Annotated in this window: 23 protein-coding genes and 1 other RNA gene; 14 read left to right on the top strand and 10 right to left on the bottom strand. The window is 31.2% G+C overall.

The window, feature by feature from the left end; all coding sequences use genetic code 11:
- Positions 1–51: 51 nt before the first annotated feature.
- The 3 genes from Q0678_RS00425 to ruvX all read right to left on the bottom strand — a co-directional run bounded on the left by Q0678_RS00425 (position 52) and on the right by ruvX (position 1,683).
- Positions 52–468 (bottom strand): DUF5606 domain-containing protein, encoded by a 417-nt coding sequence (locus Q0678_RS00425; protein WP_299052361.1) that lies wholly within the window; start codon positions 466–468, stop codon positions 52–54.
- A gap of 103 nt (positions 469–571) precedes the next feature.
- Positions 572–1,162 (bottom strand): peptide deformylase, encoded by a 591-nt coding sequence (gene def, locus Q0678_RS00430; RefSeq protein ID WP_299052363.1) that lies wholly within the window; start codon positions 1,160–1,162, stop codon positions 572–574.
- A gap of 110 nt (positions 1,163–1,272) precedes the next feature.
- Positions 1,273–1,683, bottom strand: coding sequence for a Holliday junction resolvase RuvX (gene ruvX / locus Q0678_RS00435; RefSeq protein ID WP_299052365.1), 411 nt, complete (start codon positions 1,681–1,683; stop codon positions 1,273–1,275).
- Positions 1,684–1,892: 209 nt separating this feature from the next.
- Here ruvX and Q0678_RS00440 point away from each other — a divergent pair, with 209 nt between their 5' ends.
- Together Q0678_RS00440 and Q0678_RS00445 are read left to right on the top strand one after the other, a co-directional pair.
- A complete protein-coding gene (locus Q0678_RS00440; protein WP_299052368.1) occupies positions 1,893–2,708 on the top strand; it encodes a 2,3,4,5-tetrahydropyridine-2,6-dicarboxylate N-succinyltransferase in 816 nt (271 codons plus the stop codon).
- A 14-nt stretch (positions 2,709–2,722) separates the two neighbouring features.
- Positions 2,723–3,478 carry a glycosyltransferase family 2 protein gene (locus tag Q0678_RS00445; protein ID WP_299052370.1) on the top strand — a complete coding sequence of 252 codons (756 nt, stop codon included), beginning with the start codon at positions 2,723–2,725 and terminating at the stop codon, positions 3,476–3,478.
- Here Q0678_RS00445 and Q0678_RS00450 read toward each other — a convergent pair.
- Entirely contained in the window at positions 3,475–4,221 is a 747-nt protein-coding gene (locus Q0678_RS00450) for a glycosyltransferase family 25 protein (RefSeq protein ID WP_299052372.1), read from the bottom strand. The genes Q0678_RS00445 and Q0678_RS00450 overlap by 4 nt on opposite strands.
- 88 nt (positions 4,222–4,309) lie before the next feature.
- On the opposite strand from Q0678_RS00450, the gene Q0678_RS00455 reads away from it, so the two are divergent.
- Complete coding sequence (locus Q0678_RS00455) at positions 4,310–5,272, top strand: Stealth CR1 domain-containing protein (RefSeq protein WP_299052374.1); 963 nt, start codon at positions 4,310–4,312, stop codon at positions 5,270–5,272.
- A 31-nt stretch (positions 5,273–5,303) separates the two neighbouring features.
- On the opposite strand, the gene Q0678_RS00460 is transcribed toward Q0678_RS00455, so the two are convergent.
- The gene (locus Q0678_RS00460; protein ID WP_299052376.1) at positions 5,304–7,298 is read right to left on the bottom strand and encodes an LTA synthase family protein; all 1,995 of its coding nucleotides are present in this window, start codon (positions 7,296–7,298) and stop codon (positions 5,304–5,306) included.
- A gap of 261 nt (positions 7,299–7,559) precedes the next feature.
- Here Q0678_RS00460 and Q0678_RS00465 point away from each other — a divergent pair, with 261 nt between their 5' ends.
- Positions 7,560–8,981 carry an HD domain-containing protein gene (locus tag Q0678_RS00465; RefSeq protein WP_299052378.1) on the top strand — a complete coding sequence of 474 codons (1,422 nt, stop codon included), beginning with the start codon at positions 7,560–7,562 and terminating at the stop codon, positions 8,979–8,981.
- Here Q0678_RS00465 and Q0678_RS00470 read toward each other — a convergent pair.
- The 4 genes from Q0678_RS00470 to Q0678_RS00485 form a co-directional block, all read right to left on the bottom strand.
- A complete protein-coding gene (locus Q0678_RS00470; RefSeq protein ID WP_299052380.1) occupies positions 8,973–10,802 on the bottom strand; it encodes an ABC transporter ATP-binding protein in 1,830 nt (609 codons plus the stop codon). The genes Q0678_RS00465 and Q0678_RS00470 overlap by 9 nt on opposite strands.
- A 4-nt stretch (positions 10,803–10,806) precedes the next feature.
- Complete coding sequence (locus Q0678_RS00475; RefSeq protein WP_299052382.1) at positions 10,807–12,522, bottom strand: phospho-sugar mutase; 1,716 nt, start codon at positions 12,520–12,522, stop codon at positions 10,807–10,809.
- A 52-nt stretch (positions 12,523–12,574) separates the two neighbouring features.
- A complete protein-coding gene (locus Q0678_RS00480) occupies positions 12,575–13,531 on the bottom strand; it encodes a glycosyltransferase family 2 protein (protein ID WP_299052384.1) in 957 nt (318 codons plus the stop codon).
- A gap of 83 nt (positions 13,532–13,614) precedes the next feature.
- The gene (locus Q0678_RS00485) at positions 13,615–14,136 is read right to left on the bottom strand and encodes a DUF4199 domain-containing protein (RefSeq protein ID WP_299052386.1); all 522 of its coding nucleotides are present in this window, start codon (positions 14,134–14,136) and stop codon (positions 13,615–13,617) included.
- Positions 14,137–14,311: 175 nt separating this feature from the next.
- Here Q0678_RS00485 and ffs point away from each other — a divergent pair.
- From ffs to Q0678_RS00515, 6 genes are all read left to right on the top strand, one after another.
- Positions 14,312–14,410, top strand: an RNA gene (gene ffs / locus Q0678_RS00490) — signal recognition particle sRNA small type.
- A gap of 86 nt (positions 14,411–14,496) precedes the next feature.
- Positions 14,497–15,300 (top strand): SDR family oxidoreductase, encoded by an 804-nt coding sequence (locus tag Q0678_RS00495; protein ID WP_299052388.1) that lies wholly within the window; start codon positions 14,497–14,499, stop codon positions 15,298–15,300.
- 211 nt (positions 15,301–15,511) lie between these two features.
- Positions 15,512–16,165: a fructose-6-phosphate aldolase gene (gene fsa / locus Q0678_RS00500; RefSeq protein ID WP_299052390.1), complete on the top strand. Its 654-nt coding sequence runs from the start codon at positions 15,512–15,514 to the stop codon at positions 16,163–16,165.
- Positions 16,166–16,444: 279 nt separating this feature from the next.
- Positions 16,445–18,118 carry a 2-succinyl-5-enolpyruvyl-6-hydroxy-3-cyclohexene-1-carboxylic-acid synthase gene (gene menD, locus Q0678_RS00505; protein ID WP_299052393.1) on the top strand — a complete coding sequence of 558 codons (1,674 nt, stop codon included), beginning with the start codon at positions 16,445–16,447 and terminating at the stop codon, positions 18,116–18,118.
- Complete coding sequence (locus Q0678_RS00510) at positions 18,118–18,609, top strand: DNA-binding protein (RefSeq protein WP_299052395.1); 492 nt, start codon at positions 18,118–18,120, stop codon at positions 18,607–18,609. The genes menD and Q0678_RS00510 overlap by 1 nt, the downstream gene beginning before the upstream one ends.
- 32 nt (positions 18,610–18,641) lie before the next feature.
- The gene (locus Q0678_RS00515; protein ID WP_299052397.1) at positions 18,642–19,319 is read left to right on the top strand and encodes a transporter; all 678 of its coding nucleotides are present in this window, start codon (positions 18,642–18,644) and stop codon (positions 19,317–19,319) included.
- Here the strand turns inward: Q0678_RS00515 and Q0678_RS00520 are convergent, their stop codons facing one another.
- Positions 19,320–20,471, bottom strand: a complete 1,152-nt coding sequence (locus tag Q0678_RS00520; RefSeq protein ID WP_299052399.1) for an alpha/beta hydrolase-fold protein — start codon at positions 20,469–20,471, stop codon at positions 19,320–19,322.
- A 68-nt stretch (positions 20,472–20,539) separates the two neighbouring features.
- On the opposite strand from Q0678_RS00520, the gene Q0678_RS00525 reads away from it, so the two are divergent.
- The 4 genes from Q0678_RS00525 to Q0678_RS00540 all read left to right on the top strand — a co-directional run bounded on the left by Q0678_RS00525 (position 20,540) and on the right by Q0678_RS00540 (position 24,326).
- Entirely contained in the window at positions 20,540–21,379 is an 840-nt protein-coding gene (locus tag Q0678_RS00525) for a 1,4-dihydroxy-2-naphthoyl-CoA synthase (protein ID WP_299052401.1), read from the top strand.
- A 79-nt stretch (positions 21,380–21,458) separates the two neighbouring features.
- Positions 21,459–22,328 carry a formyltetrahydrofolate deformylase gene (gene purU, locus Q0678_RS00530; RefSeq protein ID WP_299052403.1) on the top strand — a complete coding sequence of 290 codons (870 nt, stop codon included), beginning with the start codon at positions 21,459–21,461 and terminating at the stop codon, positions 22,326–22,328.
- 70 nt (positions 22,329–22,398) lie between these two features.
- Positions 22,399–23,007: a fumarylacetoacetate hydrolase family protein gene (locus Q0678_RS00535; RefSeq protein WP_299052405.1), complete on the top strand. Its 609-nt coding sequence runs from the start codon at positions 22,399–22,401 to the stop codon at positions 23,005–23,007.
- Positions 23,008–23,084: 77 nt separating this feature from the next.
- Complete coding sequence (locus Q0678_RS00540) at positions 23,085–24,326, top strand: competence/damage-inducible protein A (RefSeq protein WP_299052407.1); 1,242 nt, start codon at positions 23,085–23,087, stop codon at positions 24,324–24,326.
- The last annotated feature ends 25 nt before the right edge of the window (positions 24,327–24,351 follow it).

Below are 24,351 nucleotides of genomic sequence, written 5' to 3' on the forward strand. Positions count from 1 at the left end.
AACTAAAAAGAAGATTTTCTTCACCATTCACCATCCACAATTCATCATTTACTACTTTTCTACTTCTTCTGTATTTTCTACTATTTTAGAAAAATCCATTCCAGCTTTAATAAGAATATTATACCACTGTATTACCTTTTTAATGTTTGATGCATACACTCTTTCATCATCATAGTTTGGTAAAATTTCAGCAAAAAAAGCAGTTAGTTGCTTGCTACTTTCTTTATGAGACAAGGCTTCTTTACCTGCTGTATTTTCAAACATAGCTTTAAATACATTTAATAAAGGTACGTCTTCTTCAAAAGTATAAATTGCAATATTTTCTAATAAACTAACGTTTTGAGTTGCGTTAATTGCCAAACGTTTATTTTCTATTAAAGATTCTGCAATTACTGCATTTTTAGATTGAGATATTACTTGAAACAATCCTGGTTTACCTGTTACGGCAATAATTTTATTAAATTCCATTTGTATAATTTTATAACCTGTTTCAATAAAATAGAGAGCTTATATAACTTAAATAAAGTTTCTGTTTTATAGATACAGACTTGTTTTTAATTTCTTTTTAAGATTATTTTCCTTTTTTTGCATTCGGAAAACGCATTCTATAATCTGCTCTAACTTTACCTTTAGAGATGTTTTCTAATTTCTTTTTTATCAACCTTTTTTTAAGTGAAGAAAGTTTATCTGTAAATAATATGCCATCTATATGATCATATTCATGCTGAAAAACCCTAGCAGCTAAACCGTCTAAAACTTCGGTATGTTTTTTAAAGTTTTCATCTAGGTATTCTATAGTAATAGTTGGTTTTCTGTAAACATCTTCTCTAACATCTGGGATGCTTAAACAACCTTCATTAAAAGCCCATTCGTCGCCTTCTTCTTTAATTATTTTAGCATTGATAAAAACTTTGTTAAATTCTTTCAATACTTTTCTGTCTTTTTCAGACAAATCTTCATCTTCTGCAAAAGGAGAAGCATCAATTAAAAAGATTCGAATTGCTTTACCAATCTGAGGCGCAGCTAACCCAACACCAGAAGCATTGTACATGGTTTCTTTCATGTTAGAAATTAGCATTTCTAAGTCGGGGTAATCTTGGTCAATTTCTACTGCTACTTTTCGTAAAACAGGATCTCCGTAGGCAACAACTGGTAAAATCATTTTTTTATTTTTAAACGCTGCAAAAGTACAATTAAGAATTACGAATTACGAATTTTTGAATTATGAATTTTAAGCTTTGTTGTATTAAAAAAGAAACATTTAAGCTTTAATTACTTATTGTATAAATAAGATTGAAGAATTATAGTTGCACTAATTTCATCAACCAAAGCTTTATTCTGACGCTTTTTTTTATTTAAACCACCGTCTATCATCGTTTGAAAAGCCATTTTAGAGGTAAAACGCTCATCAATTCTTAATAAGGGTATTTGTGGTATTTGTTTTTCTAATTTTTTTAAAAAGGGAATAATCAAGGCTTCACTTTCACTGGCAGTATTGTTCATTTGTTTCGGTTTACCAATAACAAAAAGCGATACTTTATTTTTAGAAATATACTCTTTCAAAAAAGAAATTAAATCAACAGTATTTACAGTAGTTAAACCAGAAGCAATAATTTGTAGTTCGTCTGTTACAGCAATACCTGTTCTTTTTTGTCCATAATCAATTGCTAAAATTCTACTCAAATTAAATGTTTTTTGCAAAAATAAAAGGAATAACTTAATAATTGGGTTTTAAATAAAATATTATCAGTTTAGTGTCGTTTGTTTTGTAAATTATTGATGCAAACAAGAGACTTACTATTTTTAACAGTCTGTTTAAATTTGTTTAATTAATGTATATTCGTCTTCGTTTTTCTAGATAGGTTTATATTTGCATACATTAATAAAATAAGATGAAAGAAATTAGAGAAATTATAGAATCGGCTTGGGAAAATCGTGAGTTGTTAAAAGAGCAAAACACTATAGACACTATAAGAAAAGTAGTTGACTTGTTAGATAAAGGAACATTAAGAGTTGCAGAACCTACTGCAGACGGATGGCAAGTTAATGAATGGGTAAAAAAAGCGGTTGTTTTGTATTTTCCAATTCAGAAAATGGAAACATTAGAAGCTGGTATTTTCGAATACCATGATAAAATGCCTTTAAAAACCGATTACGAAGCACAAGGTGTTCGTGTAGTTCCTGGGGCGTCTGCTAGAAAAGGATCTTACCTTTCACCAGGTACTATTTTAATGCCAAGTTATGTAAATATTGGTGCTTATGTAGATGAAGGAACTATGGTAGATACTTGGGCAACAGTAGGTTCTTGTGCACAAATTGGTAAAAATGTTCACTTATCTGGTGGTGTTGGTATTGGTGGTGTTTTAGAGCCTTTACAAGCCGCACCTGTAATTATAGAGGATGGTGTTTTTGTAGGATCTAGATGTATTGTTGTAGAAGGTGTGCATGTAGAAAAGGAAGCAGTTTTAGGTGCAAATGTTGTATTAACAATGAGTACTAATATTATAGATGTTACTGGCAATGAGCCGGTAGAAATGAAAGGGAGAGTTCCTGCTAGATCTGTTGTAATTCCTGGTAGTTATACAAAGAAATTTGCAGCAGGAGAGTTCAATGTGCCTTGTGCATTAATTATTGGTAAAAGAAAAGAAAGTACCAATAAAAAAACATCTTTAAACGATGCTTTGCGTGAATATGATGTAGCGGTTTAAGAATAAGGAAATCTATGACAAAAATATCAGCAATTATACCTACTTTAAATGAAGAAATTCATATTGCTGACGCGATAAAATCTTTAGATTTTGCAGATGAAATTATTGTAATAGATTCTTTTAGTACAGATAAAACGCTAGAAATAGCAGAAAAGTTAAATGTAAAAATCATCAAGCGAAAGTTTGATGATTTTTCTTCTCAAAAAAACTTTGCCATTGAACAAGCTAAGCATGATTGGATTTATATATTAGATGCTGATGAACGTGTTACTTCCGAAGTTAAAAAAGAAATTTTAGAAGCTGTAAAATCTCCTAATAATAAAGTTGGTTTTTATGTTTGTAGAAGTTTTTACTTTGCTGGTAAACAGATTCATTATGGTGGTTATCAAAGAGATAAAGTAGTCCGTCTTTTTTTAAAAGAGTATTGCAAATATGAAGGGGTTGTTCATGAAACGATAAAAGCGGAAGGTGATTTAGGTTTTTTTAAAAATAAGATAAATCATTTTGGGTATAGAAATTACGATCATTTTATTTTTAAAATAAATCATTATTCTACATTAAAAGCTAGGCAATTACATCATAATGAAAAAAAAGTAAACGCGTTTCATTTGTTAGTTAAACCAGCGGTAAGGTTTTTTATCCACTATGTTTTGCGTTTTGGTTTTTTAGATGGTATTGCAGGCTTAGTTTTAGCTAAAATTTTAGCTTATTCAGTTTTTACTAGATATATTAAGTTATGGTTGCTGAATAAAAAAATAAATGAAAATTAATTATTTATATAAAATGAATGATTTTTAAAAACTCTATAACTTTTATAAGTTATTAATGATATTAATTGCCATAATGGTCTTGCTATCTCTCTTAATATTTTTTTACCTCTAGACATACTTTTACGCTGTATTGTTGTGCCTCCAACATTCTTATCATTACTACTAACATAAGCTTTATTAGTAGTATATACCTTTACTTTATGTTTAAATACATCTTGTTTTAAAACATCAATTGGCGCATAATAAGTAGTCAAATTTTTGACTAAAATTCTAGCAGCATCTTTACCAACGATTTGTCCTGTTGTTTGTAGAGCAGGTACAAGGAACTTTGATAGTAAAGTGTTTTTTTCTAATGAATAGAATCCTTTTCTACCAGCAATATCAATAAAATCTTTAGAGGTAATTAAATTCAGTATGTTTTGTAAGTCTTTAAAAAAGTCTATAGTTAACAACGCATCATCTTCTAAAATAATAGAAAAATCTTCCTTTTGGTTAGCTACAGTTTTCCATAAATCGAAATAAGTTTTTGTTAAACCAATTTCACCATCATTTAAATTTGGGAAGTGGGTTAGAATTTTATGCTGTTTTTTTGAGCTAGTTAAAAAGTTTATAGGTAATTTTTTTCCGTAAACAGCTGGTATTCTAGTAATGGAAATTTTAAACTCTTTAAATTGATTTTCCATAAAATTCCTTCTTTCAAGACTTTTATCTAAATTTATGTAGTAAACTTTATATGAAATCATTTTTATTAAATCTTATTTTAGACAAATATAAAACTTAAATACTATTTTTGTTTTGTAATTTAATAAATTGGATAATATATTTTAACACATGATAATAGATGTAGTTTTTACTTGGGTAAATGGTAATGATCCAAATCATAAAGAAAAAATGAAAAAATTTATTTCTAAAGATTTGTTAGAGTCAAAAGATATTAGGACAAAACTAGACCAAGTTAACGAAATTGAGTTTGCGGTTAAATCTATTTTAAAGTACGCTACCTTTGTTAGAAATATATTTATTGTTACCGATAACCAAATTCCAAATTTTTTAAAAAACAAAGTAAAAGCCCAAGAAGAATACCCTAATGTAATTATAATAGATCATAAAACTATTTTTAAAGGCTATCATCAATACTTACCAACTTTTAACTGTTTACCAATAGAATCTTTGTTATATAAAATTCCTGATTTAGCAGAACATTTTTTGTATCTTAATGATGATTTTTTTCTTTTAAGAGAAACAAATGTTACTGATTTTTTCATAGATGGTAATCCTGTTATCAGAGGTTTTTGGACACCTTTCTCTGAGGATATTTGGTATAAAAAACTTCAAAATAGTATTTATAAAATTATAGGTAAAGAAGGAAAAAGGAATACTTATGGTTTTAAGAAAGGGCAACAAAATATTGCTAAAATATTAGGTTTTGATAGATATGTTAGGTTACATCATACTTTTGCTCCTCTAAAAAAATCTACTTACGATAACTATTATAAAAAGAACCCAGAAATATTAGAATTAAATATAAAACATCGTTTTAGACATCCAGAACAATATACTAACCAATCATTAGCAAATCACTTAGAGCTAAAAAATAAAACAGGTATTGTTAAAAACGATTTTCAATTAGCATATTTTCAGAACTATAAAAAACCTTTTTGGTGGTTAAAAAATAAACTGAAAAGGGCAGAAAATAATAAAAATAAAATCTTTTTATGTATGCAAAGTTTAGATCAATGTCCGCCTAAAAAGTTAGCTTATATAAAAAATTGGCTTCACAAAAAATACGATTAATCGTATTTATAAAGTATATTTCTTATTTTAATTATTTCTTGTTATTAAAGTACAAATATTTAGTTGAATGGTAATAAGCAGATAAAAGACTGTCCATTTCTTGTGTAAGTAATGGGTTTGTTAATTTAATATCTTTTACTGTTTCTGTTTTTAAATCAAACAAACTAGTTTTCTTAGAGATGTTTGTTTTTTCGTAATAAAACCCGTCTTTTATAATGCCAACTGCTTTTTCTCCTTTATTCTGGTTATATACAAAAGCCGCGGTATTTGTATAAGTACTGTCTAATAAATTACTGCCAAGCGTATAATTAACATAATCTATTTTGGCTAAACTTGTTGCAGTAGGAAAAACATCTACTAGTTTTGCATACTTATCATTGATATTTGGCTTAACATATTTCGGACTATGAATAAAGAAAGGAACATGGTGTACTTGAATACCAATAGCATCTTCATTGTTTTTTAAGAAATTTAATTTTTTCATACCACCTCTATGGTCTCCAAAAAAGACAAAAATAGAATTGTCATAGTAACCAGACTCTTTGGCTCTTTCTAAAAAACGAGCAACATTAAAATCTAAATAGCGCATGGCATTTAACTGACCTAAAGATCTAAAACCTCCTTTTAATAACGTTTCTTCGTTAATTTCGTTTTCTAAAATAGGAGTATAGCTCTCTTTTTTGTCAGGTACAGTAAACGGCATATGATTTGTTGCTGTTTGTATGTATGTAACAAATGGTTTGTTTTTTAAATGTAGTTGTTTTAAAACTTTGTCAGCTTCTTTAAATAAGTCATAATCATCAATACCCCAAACATCGGCTCTGTCTTCTTGTTCATAGCTTCCTTCTTCGTATATTTTTAAATCTTTTACATTAGATTGAAAGACACCTCTTATATTAGCCCAATTTGCAGATCCACCAATAAAGTAAGACTTTTCGTATCCTTTTATTTGGTCAAAAACAATTCGTTGGTCTATAATTAAAGGATTTCTAGAGGCTGTTTTTACATCTTCTATATCGGGTAAACCTGTTATGCTAGCAAAAACACTTGCTGCTGTTCCGGGTTTGTGTACATAAAATTTAGAGAAGCTTAAACTTTCGTTTAAAATAGCATCAATTTTTGGAGAACTATTTAAAGGGTTACCGTAATAACTTAAAGTAGCTGTTCCGGTAGATTCTAACATTACAAAAATAAGATTTGGTTTTTCTTTGTAAGGGTTTTTAAAGGTTGTTTCTCTTTTAAAATTAATAGTATCTAAAGGTAAGTTTAAATGTTTGGCAATAACCGGGTAATAAGATTTAAATTTTTCTATATCTACACCTTCACTTCTAAAAGCAAAACTGTCAAAGAAATATAAAACAGGATTTAAAGCAAACTGATTAACATTGTTGTTTTTAGAAAAGAAAGCTTCACTCCATCGTAAAGGGTAGTGAGAAGTACTATTATAAATTCCAAAAGAAAAAAGTAAAATGATGCTGATGAAGTAGGCCGCTTTTATTTTTTTTGAAACTTTTTTCGTTGTATTTGAAAACGAATTATAAATAAACTTCGAGTATTTGTAAATTACTACACATAAAATTAAGAGCCCTAAAAGACCTTTATAGATCGGGTAACTTTCAATTAAAACTTGAGTAGATATTTTAATGTTACTTAAAAATCTAAGAGATGAAGCATCTAATCTAATGGCTAGGTATTCATAATATCCGAAGTCAAATAGATAAAATAAAGTCAATGCTAAATAGCACACAACTAAATAGATAGTGGCAATTTTTTTGTATATTTTTTTACTAAAAAAACGATAATTTGATATTAAGACTAATATTGTTAAAGGAAACGCGGCAATAATACTTAGTTTTAGGTCGAAACGGATTCCTAGAAGCAATGCTTTTTGTATTTCTGTATTAGAAATGCCATCTAATTGAGCGAAAAATAGATAAAAAATAGTTCTGAATACTAATGTAAAAACAAATAGAAAAAAAGTGTTTATAAATAAGTATTTTATGTAATTAGGTATTTTTTTTAGCATGTTTTTTGTTTCGATGAACAAAGGTAATATTTTTAGAATTATTTAAATAGCCAGATTGGCATAATGCATCTATTTTAAAGCCATAATATAGTCGCTTAATTTAATGCTACTTTTTATGAAAACGATTTAAAGAAATATATAATTCTTTCTTTGTCTGATATGTTTTATATAGTAAGTTTGCACAATACAATAATAATTATAAACTTATTTCTTTCTTATTTATATAAGTGATTAATAATCAGTTTTTAAGATCGTCAATTCATGCAAAATAAATCTTTTAAAGAAGCAATTTCTTCTGAAATATTTACGGTTATTTCTAAGGCATCTAAGCTTTTAGAAATAGAAAGTTATGTAATTGGAGGTTATGTAAGAGATTTTTTTTTAAACAGAGACAACTCTTCAGATGTAGATATTGTTGCTATTGGTAGCGGAATCGACTTGGCACAAAAAGTATCTCAATTACTACCTAACAAACCAAAAGTACAAGTTTTTAAAACCTACGGAACAGCCATGTTGCGTTACAAAGACACTGAAATAGAATTTGTAGGTGCAAGAAAAGAATCGTACGCAGAAGATAGTAGAAATCCAGAAGTTTCTTTAGGTACTTTACAAGACGATCAGAATAGAAGAGATTTAACTATAAATGCGTTGGCACTGAGCTTAAATGAAGTCAATTTTGGGGAATTGTTAGATCCTTTTAATGGCATTCAAGATTTAGAAGATAAGGTGATTAAAACACCTTTAAATCCTGATATTACCTATTCTGATGATCCTTTAAGAATGATGCGTGCCATCCGTTTTACAACACAATTAAATTTTAATATTGATGCCAATTCTTTAGAGGCTATTACTAGAAATGCACATCGATTAAAAATTATTACTAGAGAACGTATTGTAGACGAATTGCATAAAATACTTTCAGCACCAAAACCATCTATAGGATTTTTATTGTTAGAAAAATCTGGCTTGTTACCACAAATTTTACCCGAGCTAATTGCCTTAAAAGGAGTAGAGGAGGTAGAAGGACAAAAGCACAAAGATAATTTTTACCATACTTTAGAAGTAGTAGATAATATTGCACAAAATACCGATGATGTTTGGTTGCGCTGGGCAGCATTGTTGCATGATATCGGAAAAGCACCGACCAAAAAATTTAGTAAAAAAGTAGGTTGGACGTTTCATGCGCACGAATTTGTAGGATCTAAAATGGTCTATAAATTGTTTAAACGCTTAAAAATGCCTTTAAACAATAAGATGAAATTTGTGCAAAAAATGGTATTGTTAAGTTCTAGACCTATTGTGCTAGCTTCAGAAGTTACAGATTCGGCTGTAAGACGCCTTGTCTTTGATGCTGGTGATGATATCAATGCATTAATGACCTTGTGTGAAGCAGATATTACCACAAAAAATCCAAAGAAATTTAAACGTTACCATCAAAATTTTGATGTTGTTCGTTCTAAAATTAAAGAAGTAGAAGCACGTGATAAAGTGCGTAATTTTCAACCACCTATTACTGGAGAAGAAATTATGAAAGCTTTTAATCTAAAGCCCTGTAGAGAAATCGGTCAACTAAAAGAAGCAATAAAAGAAGCAATTTTAGAAGGAGAAATCCCTAATGAGCACAAAGCTTGTTTTGACTTTATGATTGAAAAAGGAAAGAAATTAGGGTTGGTCTTAGCTTAAAGATTGCATTGTTACCAATTTAAAATATTCTCCTTTTTTAGCCAATAACTCGTCGTGTTTTCCTTGCTCTACAATTTCACCTTGTTTTAACACCACAATTTTATCTGCTTTTTGAATGGTAGACAATCGATGTGCTATTACCAATGAGGTTCTATTCTGCATCATTTTTTCTAAAGCAATTTGCACCAATTGTTCAGATTCTGTGTCTAAAGCAGAAGTTGCTTCATCTAAAATCATAATTGGTGGGTTTTTTAAAACTGCTCTTGCAATAGACAATCGTTGTTTTTGTCCGCCAGAAAGTGTGTTTCCACTATCGCCAATATTGGTGTTGTATTTTTCTGGTAAAAGTTGAATAAACTCGTCTGCATTCGCAATTTTGGCAGCTTCTAAAACAGCCTCATCAGTTGCATGTTGCGTTCCTAATTTAATATTGTTAGCAATCGTATCATTAAACAAAATAGAGTCTTGAGATACAATGCCCATTAAGTCTCTTAAAGAGTTTTTTGTAATGTCTTTAATATCAGTATCATCTATCAAAACAGTTCCTTTATTTACATCGTAAAAACGAGTAATTAGGTTTGCTAGTGTAGATTTTCCACTTCCAGATTGCCCAACCAAAGCAACGGTTTCTCCTTTATTAATGGTTAAAGAAAAATCTTTTAAAACATAAGTGTCTTTGTACTTAAAAGAGATGTTTTTAAATGCTACCATGCTGTTAAAACCCTCTTTTGTAGTTGCATTAGGTTTGTCTTTAATACTGTTTTCGGTATTTAAAACTTGCATAATTCTCTCCGCAGAAGCTTCTCCTTTTTGAATGTTATAAAAGGTAGTGGTTATTAATTTTATCGGATTTAAAACTGTATAAAATAGCACAATATATCCAAAAAACTCATCAGGTTGTAAGGCACTAGTTTTAGATAAAACTTCCGTACCACCGTACCAAAGAATGGCAATAATAGTAGCAGATCCTAAAAACTCGCTCATTGGTGAAGCCAGTGTTTGCCTATGAAAAACACTAGTCATTAGTTTTTTAAATTCAGAGGTAGAAGCATTAAATTTGCTTTCAATAACTTTCTCTGCATTAAAACCTTTTATAATTCTTAATCCTGTTAAAGTCTCTTCTATAAAAGATAAAAAATGACCCGTTTCTTTCTGAGCTTTTGCAGATTTGGCTTTTAATTTTTTACTAATCGATGAAATGATAAAACCAGAAACCGGGAGTAAAACAAAAACGAATAACGTAAGTTTTAAGCTCATAAAAAGCATAATTGAAATAGAGATAATTACCGTTAATGGCTCTCTAACAATGGTTTCTATTGAGGTTAAAATTGAGTTTTCTACTTCTTGTACATCCGAAGTCATCCTGGCAATAATATCTCCTTTTCTTTTTTCTGAAAAGTAGGCAATTGGTAATTCAACAATTTTATGATATAAGTTATCTCTTAAATCTTTTACAACACCCGTTCTTAAAAAGGTGATACAATAAGAAGCCAGGTATCTAAATAAATTTTTAAAGAAAAATAAGGAAATCGCCAAAAGACAAATAAAAACAAGCGTTTTAATTGTTCCTTCTACAGCTATTTTTTCGGAAATAAAGTAATAAAAACTATCTTTTAAGTAGGTGCCAATACTCCCTATACTTTTGTAAACGGGTGCTGTAACTACTTTTTTTTCTGTTTCGAAAAGTATTCCTAAGACAGGGATAAATGCCAAAACAGACAGCACATTAAAAATGGCATACAGAATGTTAAATACAATGTTTAGGACTGTAAATTTTCGATACTTTTTTTCGTATTTTAAAATGTCTTTAAAGTAGCCCATTAATTTAATTTAATTTCATTTCTTTAATGATGCGCTGTATTTTAGTATCTAACTCAGATTCTACTTTTTCTACCTGTTCTTTTGAACCTAATTGGGTGTTTACACTAAAGTAAAATTTTATTTTAGGTTCTGTACCACTTGGTCTTGCTGCAATTCTTGTCCCTTTTTCAGTTTGATAAATTAAAACATTCGATTTTGGTAAATCAATTTTAGTTTCGGCACCTGTAATTAAGTTTTTTTGAATAGAGACATTGTAATCAGAGAGCGTTGTTACTTTTTCTCCATCAATTTCTGTCAACGGATTGTTGCGCATATCACTTAACATTTGTTTGATTTCTGCCGCGCCGTTCATTCCTTTTTTTGTTATCGAAATTAAATGCTCTTTGTAAAAGTTTTCTCTTTCATAAATGGCTACCAATTCCTGGTAAAAAGAACTTCCGTTTTGTTTTGCCAAAGCAGCAACTTCACAAGCCAAAAGTGTTGCAGTTACGGCATCTTTATCTCTTACAAAATCGCCTACCATGTAGCCAAAACTTTCTTCGCCACCACCTATAAAATCTAATTCAGGAAAATCACGTACCATTTTAGCAATCCATTTAAATCCGGTTAAGCCAACTTTGGTTTCTACATTGTAATTTTCTGCGACTTTGTTTACCAATTTAGAAGATACAATGGTAGATCCTACAAACTGTTTGCCGTTAATTTTATTTTCTTCTTGCCATTTTTTTAAGAGAAACTCAGTCATAACCACCATGGTTTGGTTTCCGTTCATTAGTTTCATGTTGCCGTGTGTATCTCTAACAGCAACTCCTAAACGATCACAATCAGGGTCTGTGCCAATTACAATATCTGCACCAATTTTATTGGCTAAATCTGTAGCCATTTTTAGGGCTTCTGGTTCTTCCGGATTCGGAGATTTTACGGTCGGAAAATCTCCATCGGGTATTTTTTGAGCATCCACAAGGTGCACATCTGTATATCCCGCTTTTTTTAGCGCATCGGGTACCGAAATAATTGAGGTTCCGTGTAACGACGTAAATACAATTTTTAAGTTCTTTCGATCAATGTTTTCTTTTAATGTTCCGTTTTGTACAGAAGCCTTAATAAAAGCATCGTCTACTTCTTTGCCAATAACTTCTATCAGTTCTTCATTGGCCTTAAAATTTATTTCAGAAAAATCTAAAGCATTTACTTTGCTAATAATTCCGTTGTCATGTGGTGGTACAATTTGTCCGCCATCTGCCCAATATACTTTATAGCCATTGTATTCTGGCGGATTGTGAGATGCAGTTAAAACAATACCTGCATCGCAGTTTAAATAACGAACCGCAAAAGAAAGCTCTGGTGTTGCTCGTAATTCTTCAAACAGAAAAACTTTGATATTATTTGCAGATAGAACGTCTGCTACAATTTTAGCAAATTTTTTGCTATTGTGTCTGCAATCGTAAGCAATTACAACGCTTTTATTTACTTTATCGACATTTTTATTTATGTAATTAGACAAGCCTTGTGTAGCTCTACCTAAAGTGTATTTGTTAACTCTGTTTGTACCTGCGCCCATAACGCCACGCATACCACCGGTACCAAATTCTAAATCTTTGTAAAACCTGTCTTCTAAATCCGTTGCATTAGAAGCAATTAATTCTTCAATTTCTTTTCGAGTTTCAACATCAAAACTTGGTAGTAACCATTGTGTTGCTTTTTCTAGAATATTGCTCATTTTTTGTAATATATTTTACGTGTAATTTTCTTTTAAAATGTAAAGATACATTTTAGAAATTGACTTTTTCTTTAATAGAATAGTGTTTTTCGTTGGTTTTAGTTTTAATAACTAGCTCGCCAATAAAACCAGCTAAAAATAACAGAGTACCTAATATCATAGAAGTTAACGCTATGTAGAACCAAGGATTGTCTGTAATTAAAATAGTTTTAATGCCATTGTAAACTTTGTAGAGCTTAACAATGCCAATATAAAATGCAGACGTAATACCAAATAAAAACATAAAAGTACCTAGCAAACCAAAGATGTGCATGGGTCTTTTGCCAAATTTTGATAAAAAAGAGATGGTAATTAAATCTAAAAAACCATTTATAAAACGGTCTAAACCAAATTTTGTAACACCGTATTTTCTTGCTTGGTGTTGTACTACTTTTTCGCCAATTTTAGTAAAACCTTCATTTTTTGCCAATACAGGAATGTATCGGTGCATTTCTCCGCTTACTTTTACAGTTTTAATGACTTCATTTTTGTAAGCTTTTAGGCCACAATTAAAATCGTGTAGTTTTAAACCAGAGGTTTTTCTGGCAGCAGCGTTAAATAATTTTGATGGGATGTTTTTGGTAATCACATTGTCATACCGTTTCTTTTTCCAGCCAGAAATTAAGTCGTAGTCTTCTTTAATGATAAGATTGTACAATTCTGGTATTTCATCTGGATTGTCTTGTAAGTCGGCATCCATAGTAATTACTACGGCACCTGTTGCCATTTCAAAACCAGCGTCAAGGGCTTGGCTTTTACCGAAATTACGCTGAAAACGAATGCCTTTTACAGCTTTGTTTTTTTCTGATATTTGCTGTATCTCTTTCCAAGAGTTGTCTGTGCTACCATCATCAATAAAAATAATTTCATAAAAATAACGATTGGATTGCATAACAGTTGCAATCCAATCGTGTAATTCTTGTAAAGATTCTTCTTCGTTAAGAAGTGGTATTACTACCGAAATATCCATATTTGTGTAGTTGTAAATTTAAGAGTTGTAGCGTTTTAAAATAACTTTAAAAACTTTACACTTTAAAAACTTTTAAACTATTTTTAGTAAGCCTCTTCTTCATTTTTTTTCATAATTGCAGATGCAATTGCAGAAATAATAAAACCTAGAACTGCTGCGCCAATAATAGACATTGCAGCTAAAATACCTGGAGACTGAAACTTTTTACTCATTTCATTAGTAGCTTCTATTTGTTCTTCGGTCATGCCTGCATCTAAATATGCTTCATTTTGAAGTTCCATTGCTTGAACTAAAAAATCTGGCTCAATAAAATTCATAAAAACATATTGGTAAACAGCAGTGATAAGAGCAGATAATATACAGATACCAACACCAACTTTTACACCTTGTCCCCAAGACATAAAACCGTTATTTTCTTCTTTAAATTTTTTGATACCTGCTATTACTAAACCAATAGATATCGCTATTGATATTACAGAAATAGACCAGTGTGGCTGTAGGTGAGAACCCATTGCATAAGTTACAAGACTAACTAAGATACCAGCTACTGCTAGTATAACTCCATAATTTAAAATAATATTTTTACTGTTTCCCTGATTTTCCATTGTGTTTATTTGGTTAAGTTAATTTTACAAATATATTCATTTCGTTTAGATGACAATAAAAAAATAAAAATTTTAATTACCTAAATCATTTAGTTAGAAACCAAACAGTTAAAAATCTTACAAAAAAAGTAATTAAAATTAATTGTTTAAATAAAAATCTATTGTAAATTTGCATCGGCAAGTTCTACACAACTAGCTCCCTTTGAATCCTCCAGGGCGGGAACGCAGCAAAGGTATTAGGTTGTAGCAGTGTGATGTAGGTAGCTTGCCATTTTTTATGCGCTAAAGTTTCCTTTTTAAAGCCTGCATCTTTCATTTTTACTTTTTAACTTTACAACCTCATTAAATTACAATTAACATATGTCTAAAGTTGTTTTAATTACAGGTGCTTCTTCTGGTATTGGCAAAGCAGTTGCAAGCTATTTATCTGAGAAAGGATACATTGTATATGGTACAAGTAGAACTCCAAAAAACACCCAAAATTATCCTTTTAAATTGATTACTCTAGATGTTTTAAAGGTAGAAACTATAACAGCTGCAGTTAGTTTTATTATAGAAAAAGAAGGCAAGCTAGATGTTTTGGTTAACAATGCAGGAATGGGAATTACGGGTCCTGTAGAAGATACGCCAACAGATGAAATGCGTGCCGTTTTTAATACCAATCTTTTTGGGGCTATTGATGTAATGAAAGCGGTATTGCCACAGATGCGCTTGCAAAAATCGGGAACAATTGTAAATGTTACTTCTATTGCAGGTTATATGGGTTTGCCTTTTAGAGGTATGTATTCGGCAACCAAAGGTGCTTTAGAAATTGTAACAGAGGCCACAAGAATGGAGGTTAAAGAATTCGGAATTAATGTTGTAAATGTTGCTCCCGGAGATTTTGCAACCAATATTGCTGCTGGTAGATATCATACACCAGTTTTTAAAGATTCTGCGTATAAAGAAAAGTATCAGGCAAATTTAAATTTAATGGATGCACATGTTTCAGGCGGAATGGATCCTTTGGCAATGGCAATAAAAATTCACAAAATTATAGCTACTAAAAACCCTAAAATACACTACAAAGTAGGTGCTTTTTTAGAGAAGTTTTCTATTGTTTTAAAACGAATTTTGCCAGACAAAATGTACGAGCGCATTTTAATGAACCATTACAAACTATAAAATTAGTGTTTTGGTAGAGTTTACCGTTTTTTAGAAAAAAATATCTGTACTTAACTTTCTGAAATTGTGATTAACTAACTATCTTTGCGTTAGGGATTGCAGCAATTGTGTGAGCTCTTACACTTTTGGGTGTAAAGCGAGTGCGAAAAGCCCGACCCTTTTTAGGGAACGCCCAAAAAAAATATAGAAACACACTATTAAATATATACAAATGAAATTTTTTATAGACACAGCTAATTTAGCACAAATTAAAGATGCACAAGCAATGGGTATTTTAGACGGTGTAACAACCAATCCGTCTTTAATGGCCAAAGAAGGCATAACTGGTGCAGACAATATTATTAACCATTACAAAGCAATTTGCGACTTGGTAGATGGTGATGTTTCTGCAGAAGTTATTGCTACCGATTTTGACGGAATGGTAAAAGAAGGTGAGGCTTTGGCAGCTTTAAATCCGCAGATTGTGGTAAAATTACCAATGATAAAAGATGGTGTAAAAGCGTGTAAATATTTTTCTTCTAAAGGAATAAAAACCAACGTAACCTTAGTTTTTTCTGCCGGACAAGCTTTGTTAGCAGCAAAAGCAGGAGCAACGTATGTATCTCCGTTTATTGGCCGTTTAGATGATATTTCTACCGATGGTTTAAATTTAATAGCAGAAATCCGTCAGATTTATGACAATTATGGTTTCGGAACTCAAATTTTAGCAGCATCTGTGCGTCATACCATGCATATTATAGATTGTGCAAAACTTGGGTCTGATGTTATGACAGGGCCTTTAAGCGCAATAGATGGCTTGTTAAGACACCCTTTAACAGATAGTGGTTTGGCTAAGTTTTTAGAAGACTACAAAAAAGGAAATTAAATAAAAGTTTTTTAGTTATTAGTGCTTAGTTGTTATATTTAATTGAGCACTAATAATTTAAAAATTAAAAATAATAAGAAGCTATTTCCTGCTTTACGTTTTATCTTTTTTTGAGAAAAACAAAAAAAGGATGCCACTTCAATCAGGGCTAAGCTTGTTTGCAAGCAGATAGCAAAATTAATAACAGTTTTAGTGTTCAGTTTTTATGGTTTTTGGTGCTTACTAATAACTATCAACTAAAAACTAATAACTTTTAAATCTTACAAAAGATTTAAAACGATGTATCCAAAAAAAGAACTCGCTCAATTGCTAATTTCAGCTTGTACTCAATATCAAATTGAGACGGTTGTAATTTCTCCAGGTTCGCGAAATGCGCCCTTAACAATTGGTTTTTCTAATCATCCTAAAATAAATGCGTTAAGCATTGTAGATGAGCGTTGTGCAGCTTTTTTTGCATTGGGTATTGCACAGCAAACACAAAAACCTGTAGCCATAGTTTGTACTTCTGGTTCTGCGTTGTTAAACTATTATCCGGCAATTGCAGAGGCATTTTATAGCAATGTGCCTTTGGTTGTTATTTCTGCAGACAGACCCAAACATCTAATAGATATTGGCGATGGGCAAACAATTCGTCAAGAAAATGTCTTTGAAAATCATATTTTATTTTCAGCTAATTTAACGGCAGTTTCTAAAGATGATCTAGCAAACGCTGTAAATCAAGAAAATCTAAATCTTATTTCAGAAGCCTTTCAAATTGCTACTTCTCAACAAGGTCCTGTGCACATAAACGTGCCTTTTGATGAGCCTTTGTACGAAACAGTGCCTGAGCTGCCAATATTTAATTTTCCTACAAAGACTACTCAAATTGAAAAAAAGCCGGTAGATTATATTAAATTGGCTAAAATCTGGAATTCTTCTGAGAAGAAAATGATTTTAGTTGGTGTAAATTATCCAGACAAAGCGCTAGACAATTTGATAGATATTTATGGCTCAGATGATTCGGTATTGTTATTTACAGAAACTACTTCTAATCTGCATCATAGCAAAGCAATAGATGCTATAGATCAGCTAATTTTCTCTTTAGAAGATGCAGATTTTAAAGAGTTGCAACCAGCTCTGTTAGTCACTTTCGGGGGCATGATTGTCTCAAAAAGAATCAAACGTTTTTTAAGAGATTACCAACCGAAGCATCATTGGCACATTGATACTAAAAAAGCAACAGATACGTATTTTTGTTTGTCGGAGTTTTTACAAACAACACCTGTAGATTTCTTTTCTAATTTCAACCCATTAATTAGCTCTGTTGATAGTAATTATCAACCAAACTGGTTAAAAATTAGAGATCACAGAAGACAAAAACATGCGGCTTATTTTAAAGAGTTGCAACATTCAGATTTTAAGGTTTTTGAGCAGATTTTAAATGCTATCCCTTCAGATTCAGATTTGCAAATTAGCAATAGTTCTATTATTAGATATGCACAACTTTTTAAAATGAATACTACTTTTCGTGTGTTTTGCAATCGCGGTACAAGTGGTATAGATGGTAGTACAAGTACTGCTATTGGTGCAGCTTTTGCAAGTAATAAACAAACGGTGTGTATTACAGGCGACCTAAGTTTTTTCTATGATTCTAACGCATTGTGGAATAGTTATATACCTGTTAATTTTAGAATTATTTTAATTAACAATTCAGGTGGCGGAATTTTTAAAATAATACCAGGTCCAGCTACTACAAATGCTGCCAATTATTTTGAAACTCCGCATTGTTTAACTGCAGCACATTTGGCAAAAATGCATGAGTTCGAGTATGCAAGCGCGTTTACCACAGAAGTAGTTACAAAAGAATTAGAAGGTTTTTTTGAGTCTTCAGAAAAACCAAAAATACTAGAGATTTTTACGCCAAGTGCGGAAAATGATGTAGTTTTAAAAGAATATTTTAAATATATAAAATAATGAGTTTACAAGAAGATTTACATGAAGACGCAGCGCGTTCTGAAGAAGAAAATAATTTTCATGAACATGACTATGATTTTAAAGAAGGCGATAAAGTAAACCTAGTTATTGAAACAGAAACAGGTTTAGGGTACACCGTTTTAATCAACGAAGAGTTTGATGGCTTGTTGTTTAGAAGCGAAGTTTTTCAGGAGCTAGAAGAAAATATGGAAGTTACTGGCTATATCAAACAAATTCGTGAAGATGGTAAAATAGATGTTTCTCTAAGACCACAAGGTTTTAGAAATGTTATTGATTCAGATGTAGATAAAGTGCTTTCTAAATTGAAAGACAGTAGAGAAGGTTTTTTGTTGTTAACAGATAAAAGTAGCCCAGATTCTATACGTTTTCATCTAAAAATGAGTAAGAAAGCCTTTAAAAAAGCGGTGGGCAATTTGTATAAGCAAAAGTTAATTACCATCGAAGAAGATCGTATTGTATTGGTTTCTTAAAAAAAAAAGCATTAACATTGTAAAAAAAAGAAATGAAAAAGTTAGTATTTTTAGTATTTATATTCGTTGCTTCTGTAGCAAATGCACAATTTACAGAAACCTTATCGTCAGATAGACCAGGGCAAGCCTTGTCTGTAAATACGGTGGGTAAAAATGTTTTTCAAATTCAAGCAGGTTTCGATTTTCCTTTAAGTAATATCAGTTTTACACCGAGTTCTTATTTTAGATATGGACTTTCTGAGCGATTAGAATTGAATTCTGGAATCTTATTTTCTGATTCTGATGATGTTCGTTCTTTAACAATAGGTGCTAGATATTCACTAACTAAAAATAATAGTTCAACAAGTTCTAGCATTCAGGCTTCTTATGATATTGGAGGTGATGAAAAAAATACCCAGGTAGTCTATATTTTTAGTAGTAATTTTAATGATAAATTAAGTTACACTGCAAATTTAGGGTTCAATGTAAATGAAGATTTTGGCGACCTTAGTGGCTTGTATGTTTTTAATTTGTCTTATGCAATTAATACCAAAGTAGGCGTTTTTGCAGAAGCTTTTGGTACTTTTTTAAATAGTGGTTTCGAGTTGAATTTAGATACAGGTGTTTATTTTTTGCTAAACAACAATCTACAGTTAGATGCACTTTTAGGTTATAACAATGATCTGTTTGCAAGCATAGGTGTTACTTGGAGGTTGCCTTCTAAAAAGTAGTTACTCGCCACCCAGTCTTAAAATATTTTCATAAAAAGCATCAGAGTTTGGGTCTGCAGGATCCATTTTTCCATACCCAATTTTATAGTATTTAAGTGCTTTTTTAGTTTGATTGCCTGTTTCGTAATACCTACCAATATAATAATCTCCTAGCGGAGATGACGGAAAAAGCTTTAAAATCATTTTACCAAAATCTCTAAGTTTGTCTCCGTTTTCTTTCTCGATAATAATGTCTTCTATAGCGTAAATGTCTTGTGGTCTAATACCCAAATTAGTACCAAAAAGAAATTCTATTTCTAGGTATTTGTTTTCTAAATACGCTATGGCATCATCAGGAGATAAGTCTTTAATTTTTGTCTCAAACTCTTCTTTGGTAATGGCTGCATAGATTTCGAAAATTTTAGTCATTACTCTTGGTACTGTTTCTGCTATGGCAGATATGCTGCTTGGTGTGTTTATGGTGTCATTTATTACCTTAAAATTTTTCATTTGCATAAGAGACAATGCTTTTTGAATTTCGCCAATTTTAGTTTGTTTAGTTGTAGAAAACGAAGTAGCATTATTAATATATAAATAAAAAGAGTTGTCTTGTTTTTGAAACTTTAAGAGTCTGTATGATTCTAATTGCTGCCCAATAAAGTCAGAAAAAATAGGGTTGATACAAATATAGGTGTTGATAAAAGGGTTTGCTTCTTTTAAGTAATGTGTAATTAAATTTGCAGCAGTTCCCTCGCCAACCAAAGAAATAAATGGCGATGTTTTGTAGTTACTTTCCATAAAAAAAATAACTTCATCTTTAATAAATTGATAAAATGCATTATTACTAGCAGTTAGTCTGCCATCATTTACATTAAAATAGGTGTCCTTTTTTTTATCCAAAGCAACACCTACAATAATTTGTTTTGGTGCTTTGTCTTTTGCTGCAAATAATTTGGCATTACCAGTATAAATATCAAAAAGATAGCCTTCATCAAAAACAATTGTTAAAGGATAGTTTTTTAAACTATCTTTTTCATATCCTTTAGGTAAATATATTTTAAGATCTCTTTTGGATTCTAAAAAATCTGAGGTTATTTGTTTTTCAATAATTTTTTGCGAAAATCCACTTAGGCAAAACAGTGTAAATATTAGTGAAAATGATTTCTTTATCATAAATTTGACTCTTTATTAGTATAACTATTTATTTTCTCTGATAACAATAACGGCAAAATACAAAAATTATGATGCAACCTGAATGGAAAACTGTTAAAGAATTTGAAGATATTACTTACAAAAAATGTAACGGAGTAGCTAGAATTGCTTTTAACAGACCAGATGTAAGAAATGCTTTTAGACCTAAAACAACAAAAGAGTTGTACGAAGCTTTTTATGATGCCGGTGAAGATGTAAATATCGGAGTTGTTCTTCTGTCTGCCGAAGGACCTAGTAGTAAAGATGGTGTGTATTCATTTTGTTCTGGTGGTGATCAGAAGGCAAGAGGGCATCAAGGTTATGTTGGTGATGATGGTTATCACAGATTAAATATCTTAGAAGTACAACGTTTAATTCGTTTTATGCCAAAAGCAGTTATTTGTGTTGTTCCTGGTTGGGCAGTTGGTGGCGGACATAGTTTGCATGTGGTTTGCGATTTAACGTTGGCATCTAAAGAACACGCAATTTTTAAACAAACAGACGCAGATGTTACTTCTTTTGATGGTGGCTACGGTTCTGCTTACCTAGCAAAAATGGTAGGACAGAAAAAAGCACGTGAAATTTTCTTTTTAGGAAGAAATTATTCTGCACAAGAGGCTTATGAAATGGGAATGGTAAATGCCGTAATTCCGCATGCGGAACTAGAAGATACCGCTTATGAGTGGGCGCAAGAAATTTTAGAGAAAAGTCCGACTTCGATTAAAATGCTAAAGTTTGCAATGAACTTAACAGATGATGGAATGGTTGGGCAGCAAGTTTTTGCTGGTGAGGCAACACGATTGGCTTACATGACCGATGAAGCAAAAGAGGGTAGAGATGCTTTTCTTGAAAAAAGAAAGCCAAATTTCCCTAAGAAATGGATTCCATAGTCCTTTTGAAAAAATAAGATTGTTAAAATAAAATACAAATAAAACAGTTTCTTCTCTTTGGGAAGATTAAGAAGAGAAAATGAAATCACAAGTAGTTACTTTTTTAATAAAGTGTCCAGATCAAAAAGGATTGGTAGCAAAAATTACCAACTTTTTTTACAACAAAGGGTTTAATATTTTAAGCTGTCAGCAATATGTAAATTCTTTAGAAGAAACTTACTTTATGCGTGTTCGTTTAAATGCGGCAGGTACAGAAATATCAAAAACCGAGTTAGAAGAAAGTTTCTTAGAGTTGGCAGTACCTTTACAATTTAAATGGTCTGTAAAGTATAGCAACCAAATGCAAAATGTGGCCATTATGGTATCGCATACCAGTCATAATTTATATGATTTATTAGAGCGTTCTAAAGAAGGACGTTTGAATTGTAAAATTAAAATGATTATTAGTAATCATGACAAGTTGCGTTCTATTGCAGACATGTTTCAGGTGCCTTATTATCACTTGCCAGTAACTAATGAAACAAGAGAATTACAAGAAGCTCAAATTATAGATTTAATAGAAACCAATGAGATAGATTTAGTTGTAATGGCAAGATATATGCAAATTCTGTCATCATATTTTATAAATCGTTATCCAGAGAAAATCATCAACATACATCATTCTTTTTTACCCGCATTTCAAGGAGCCAATCCTTATAAGAGAGCTTATGAAAGAGGTGTAAAATTAATAGGTGCTACAGCTCATTATGCTACAGAAGATTTAGATGAAGGGCCAATTATAGAGCAAGATGTAAAGCCTGTAACACATGATAGTACACCATCAACCTTAAAAAGAATAGGAGCAGATATAGAGAAATTGGTATTGGCAAGAGCTGTTAAAAACCATTTACAACACCAAATAATTGTATCAGGCAATAGAGCAATAGTTTTTCCGGAAGCAGGAGAATAGGGTTGATAACGAATTATGATTGATGAATTTGTAATTAACAATTTGTAATTTTTAATTTTAAAAAATTATTTTGAAGATAATCTGTATTGGGCGCAATTACGCAAAACATATTGAAGAGCTAGCAAATGAAAGGCCAGAGCATCCTGTTGTTTTTCTAAAGCCAGATTCTGCTATTTTACCAAAGAAGAATCCTTTTTTTATTCCTCCTTTTTCTGATGATGTGCATTATGAAGTAGAGGTTTTGGTGAAAATTAATAAAGTAGGAAAACATATTGCGGCCAAGTTTGCTCATAAATATTATGATGAAATTGGTTTAGGAATCGATTTTACAGCTAGAGATGTTCAGCAACAATGCAAAGAAAAAGGATTGCCTTGGGAAAAAGCAAAAGCGTTTGACGGTAGTGCTGTTATTGGTGAATTTTATCCGAAAGCAGAATTTGATACTGATAATCTAGAGTTTCAACTAGATAAAAACGGAGCAATTGTGCAAGATGGTAATACCAATGCAATGTTGTGGAAAATAGACGAATTGATTTCTTATGTTTCGCAATATTTCACCTTAAAAAAAGGAGATATTATTTTTACAGGAACACCCGCAGGAGTTGGTAAAGTTGTAGAAAATGATCTGCTAACCGGAACAATTAACGGAAAAGAAGCTTTTCAAATTAGGGTAAAATAAAAAGAAAGACACTGTTTTAAGTAGCACCGTTTAGTTGTGTTTCTTTTTAAACTTTGTCGTTTTGTAACGCACAACAAATGAACGCAGAGATTATAACGATTGGTGATGAAATACTTATCGGACAAATAGTTGATACAAACTCGCAATGGATTGGTCAAGAATTAAATAAAATAGGGGTTTCTGTTTATCAGATTACTTCAATTCAAGATGATGAACAACACATTTTAAACGCCTTTAAAGAAGCGCAAGAAAGAGTAGATATTGTTATTGTAACAGGTGGTTTAGGCCCAACTAAAGATGATATTACCAAAAAAACGTTGGCAACCTTTTTTAACAATGATCATTTTATAGAGTATCCAGAGGTAATTGCTCATATAAAAGAGATGTTCAAGAAAATGAATCATCCTTTTAAAGAGATTCAAAAAACACAAGCACAGATTCCATCAAAAGCGACTTTGTTAAAAAACGAACTTGGTACAGCACCAGGAATGTGGTTTTTTGAGAACGCTACTGTTTTTGTGTCATTACCCGGTGTGCCATACGAAATGAAAGGGTTGATGCTTAAAGAAGTTTTGCCAAGAATTCAACAACAATTTAAACTTCCTTTTATTATTCATAAAACCATTATGACTTATGGACAAGGAGAAAGTACGATTGCAGAAAAAATTGCAGATTTCGAAAACAATTTACCTGCACATATAAAGTTGGCATATTTGCCATCTTTTGGTCGTGTTCGACTTCGTTTATCTGGTAAATCGAATGACAAAGCACAATTAGAAGAAGAGTTAGCTGTATTAGTAGCGCAAGTATATCAATTGATACCAGATATAATTTCTGGGATAGACGATGCTGCACCATTAGAAAATAGAGTAGGTGTTCTGTTGAAAGAAAAAAAACAGACAATTTGCACAGCAGAGAGTGTAACAGGAGGTAAGATTGCTGCCACTCTAGTTTCTGTAGCAGGTGCCTCTGAGTATTTTAAAGGAGGTTTTATAACCTACGATGCTGCAACAAAAATAAATGTATTAGGTGTTTTAGATAAAACAATTGAAAATCATACAGTAGTGAGTGCTGCGGTAGCTTTAGAAATGGCAAAAGGTGCAAAAGAAAAATTAAATACAAATTATGCAATTGCTGTAACAGGCAATGCAGGTCCTACAAAAGATGCAACAGATAAAAGTTTAGGAGCCGTTTTTATTGCAATTGTGTCTGATAATAAGCAAGTTGTAGAGTCGTTTAACTTTGGACAGCCTAGAGAGAAAGTAATTCATAAAACTGTAAATAAAGCTTTAGAATTATTACAGAAAGAAATTATTTAAAAATAAATGAAATTGTTTTGCTCAA

Source organism: uncultured Polaribacter sp., assembly GCF_947497125.1.
Taxonomy (GTDB): domain Bacteria; phylum Bacteroidota; class Bacteroidia; order Flavobacteriales; family Flavobacteriaceae; genus Polaribacter.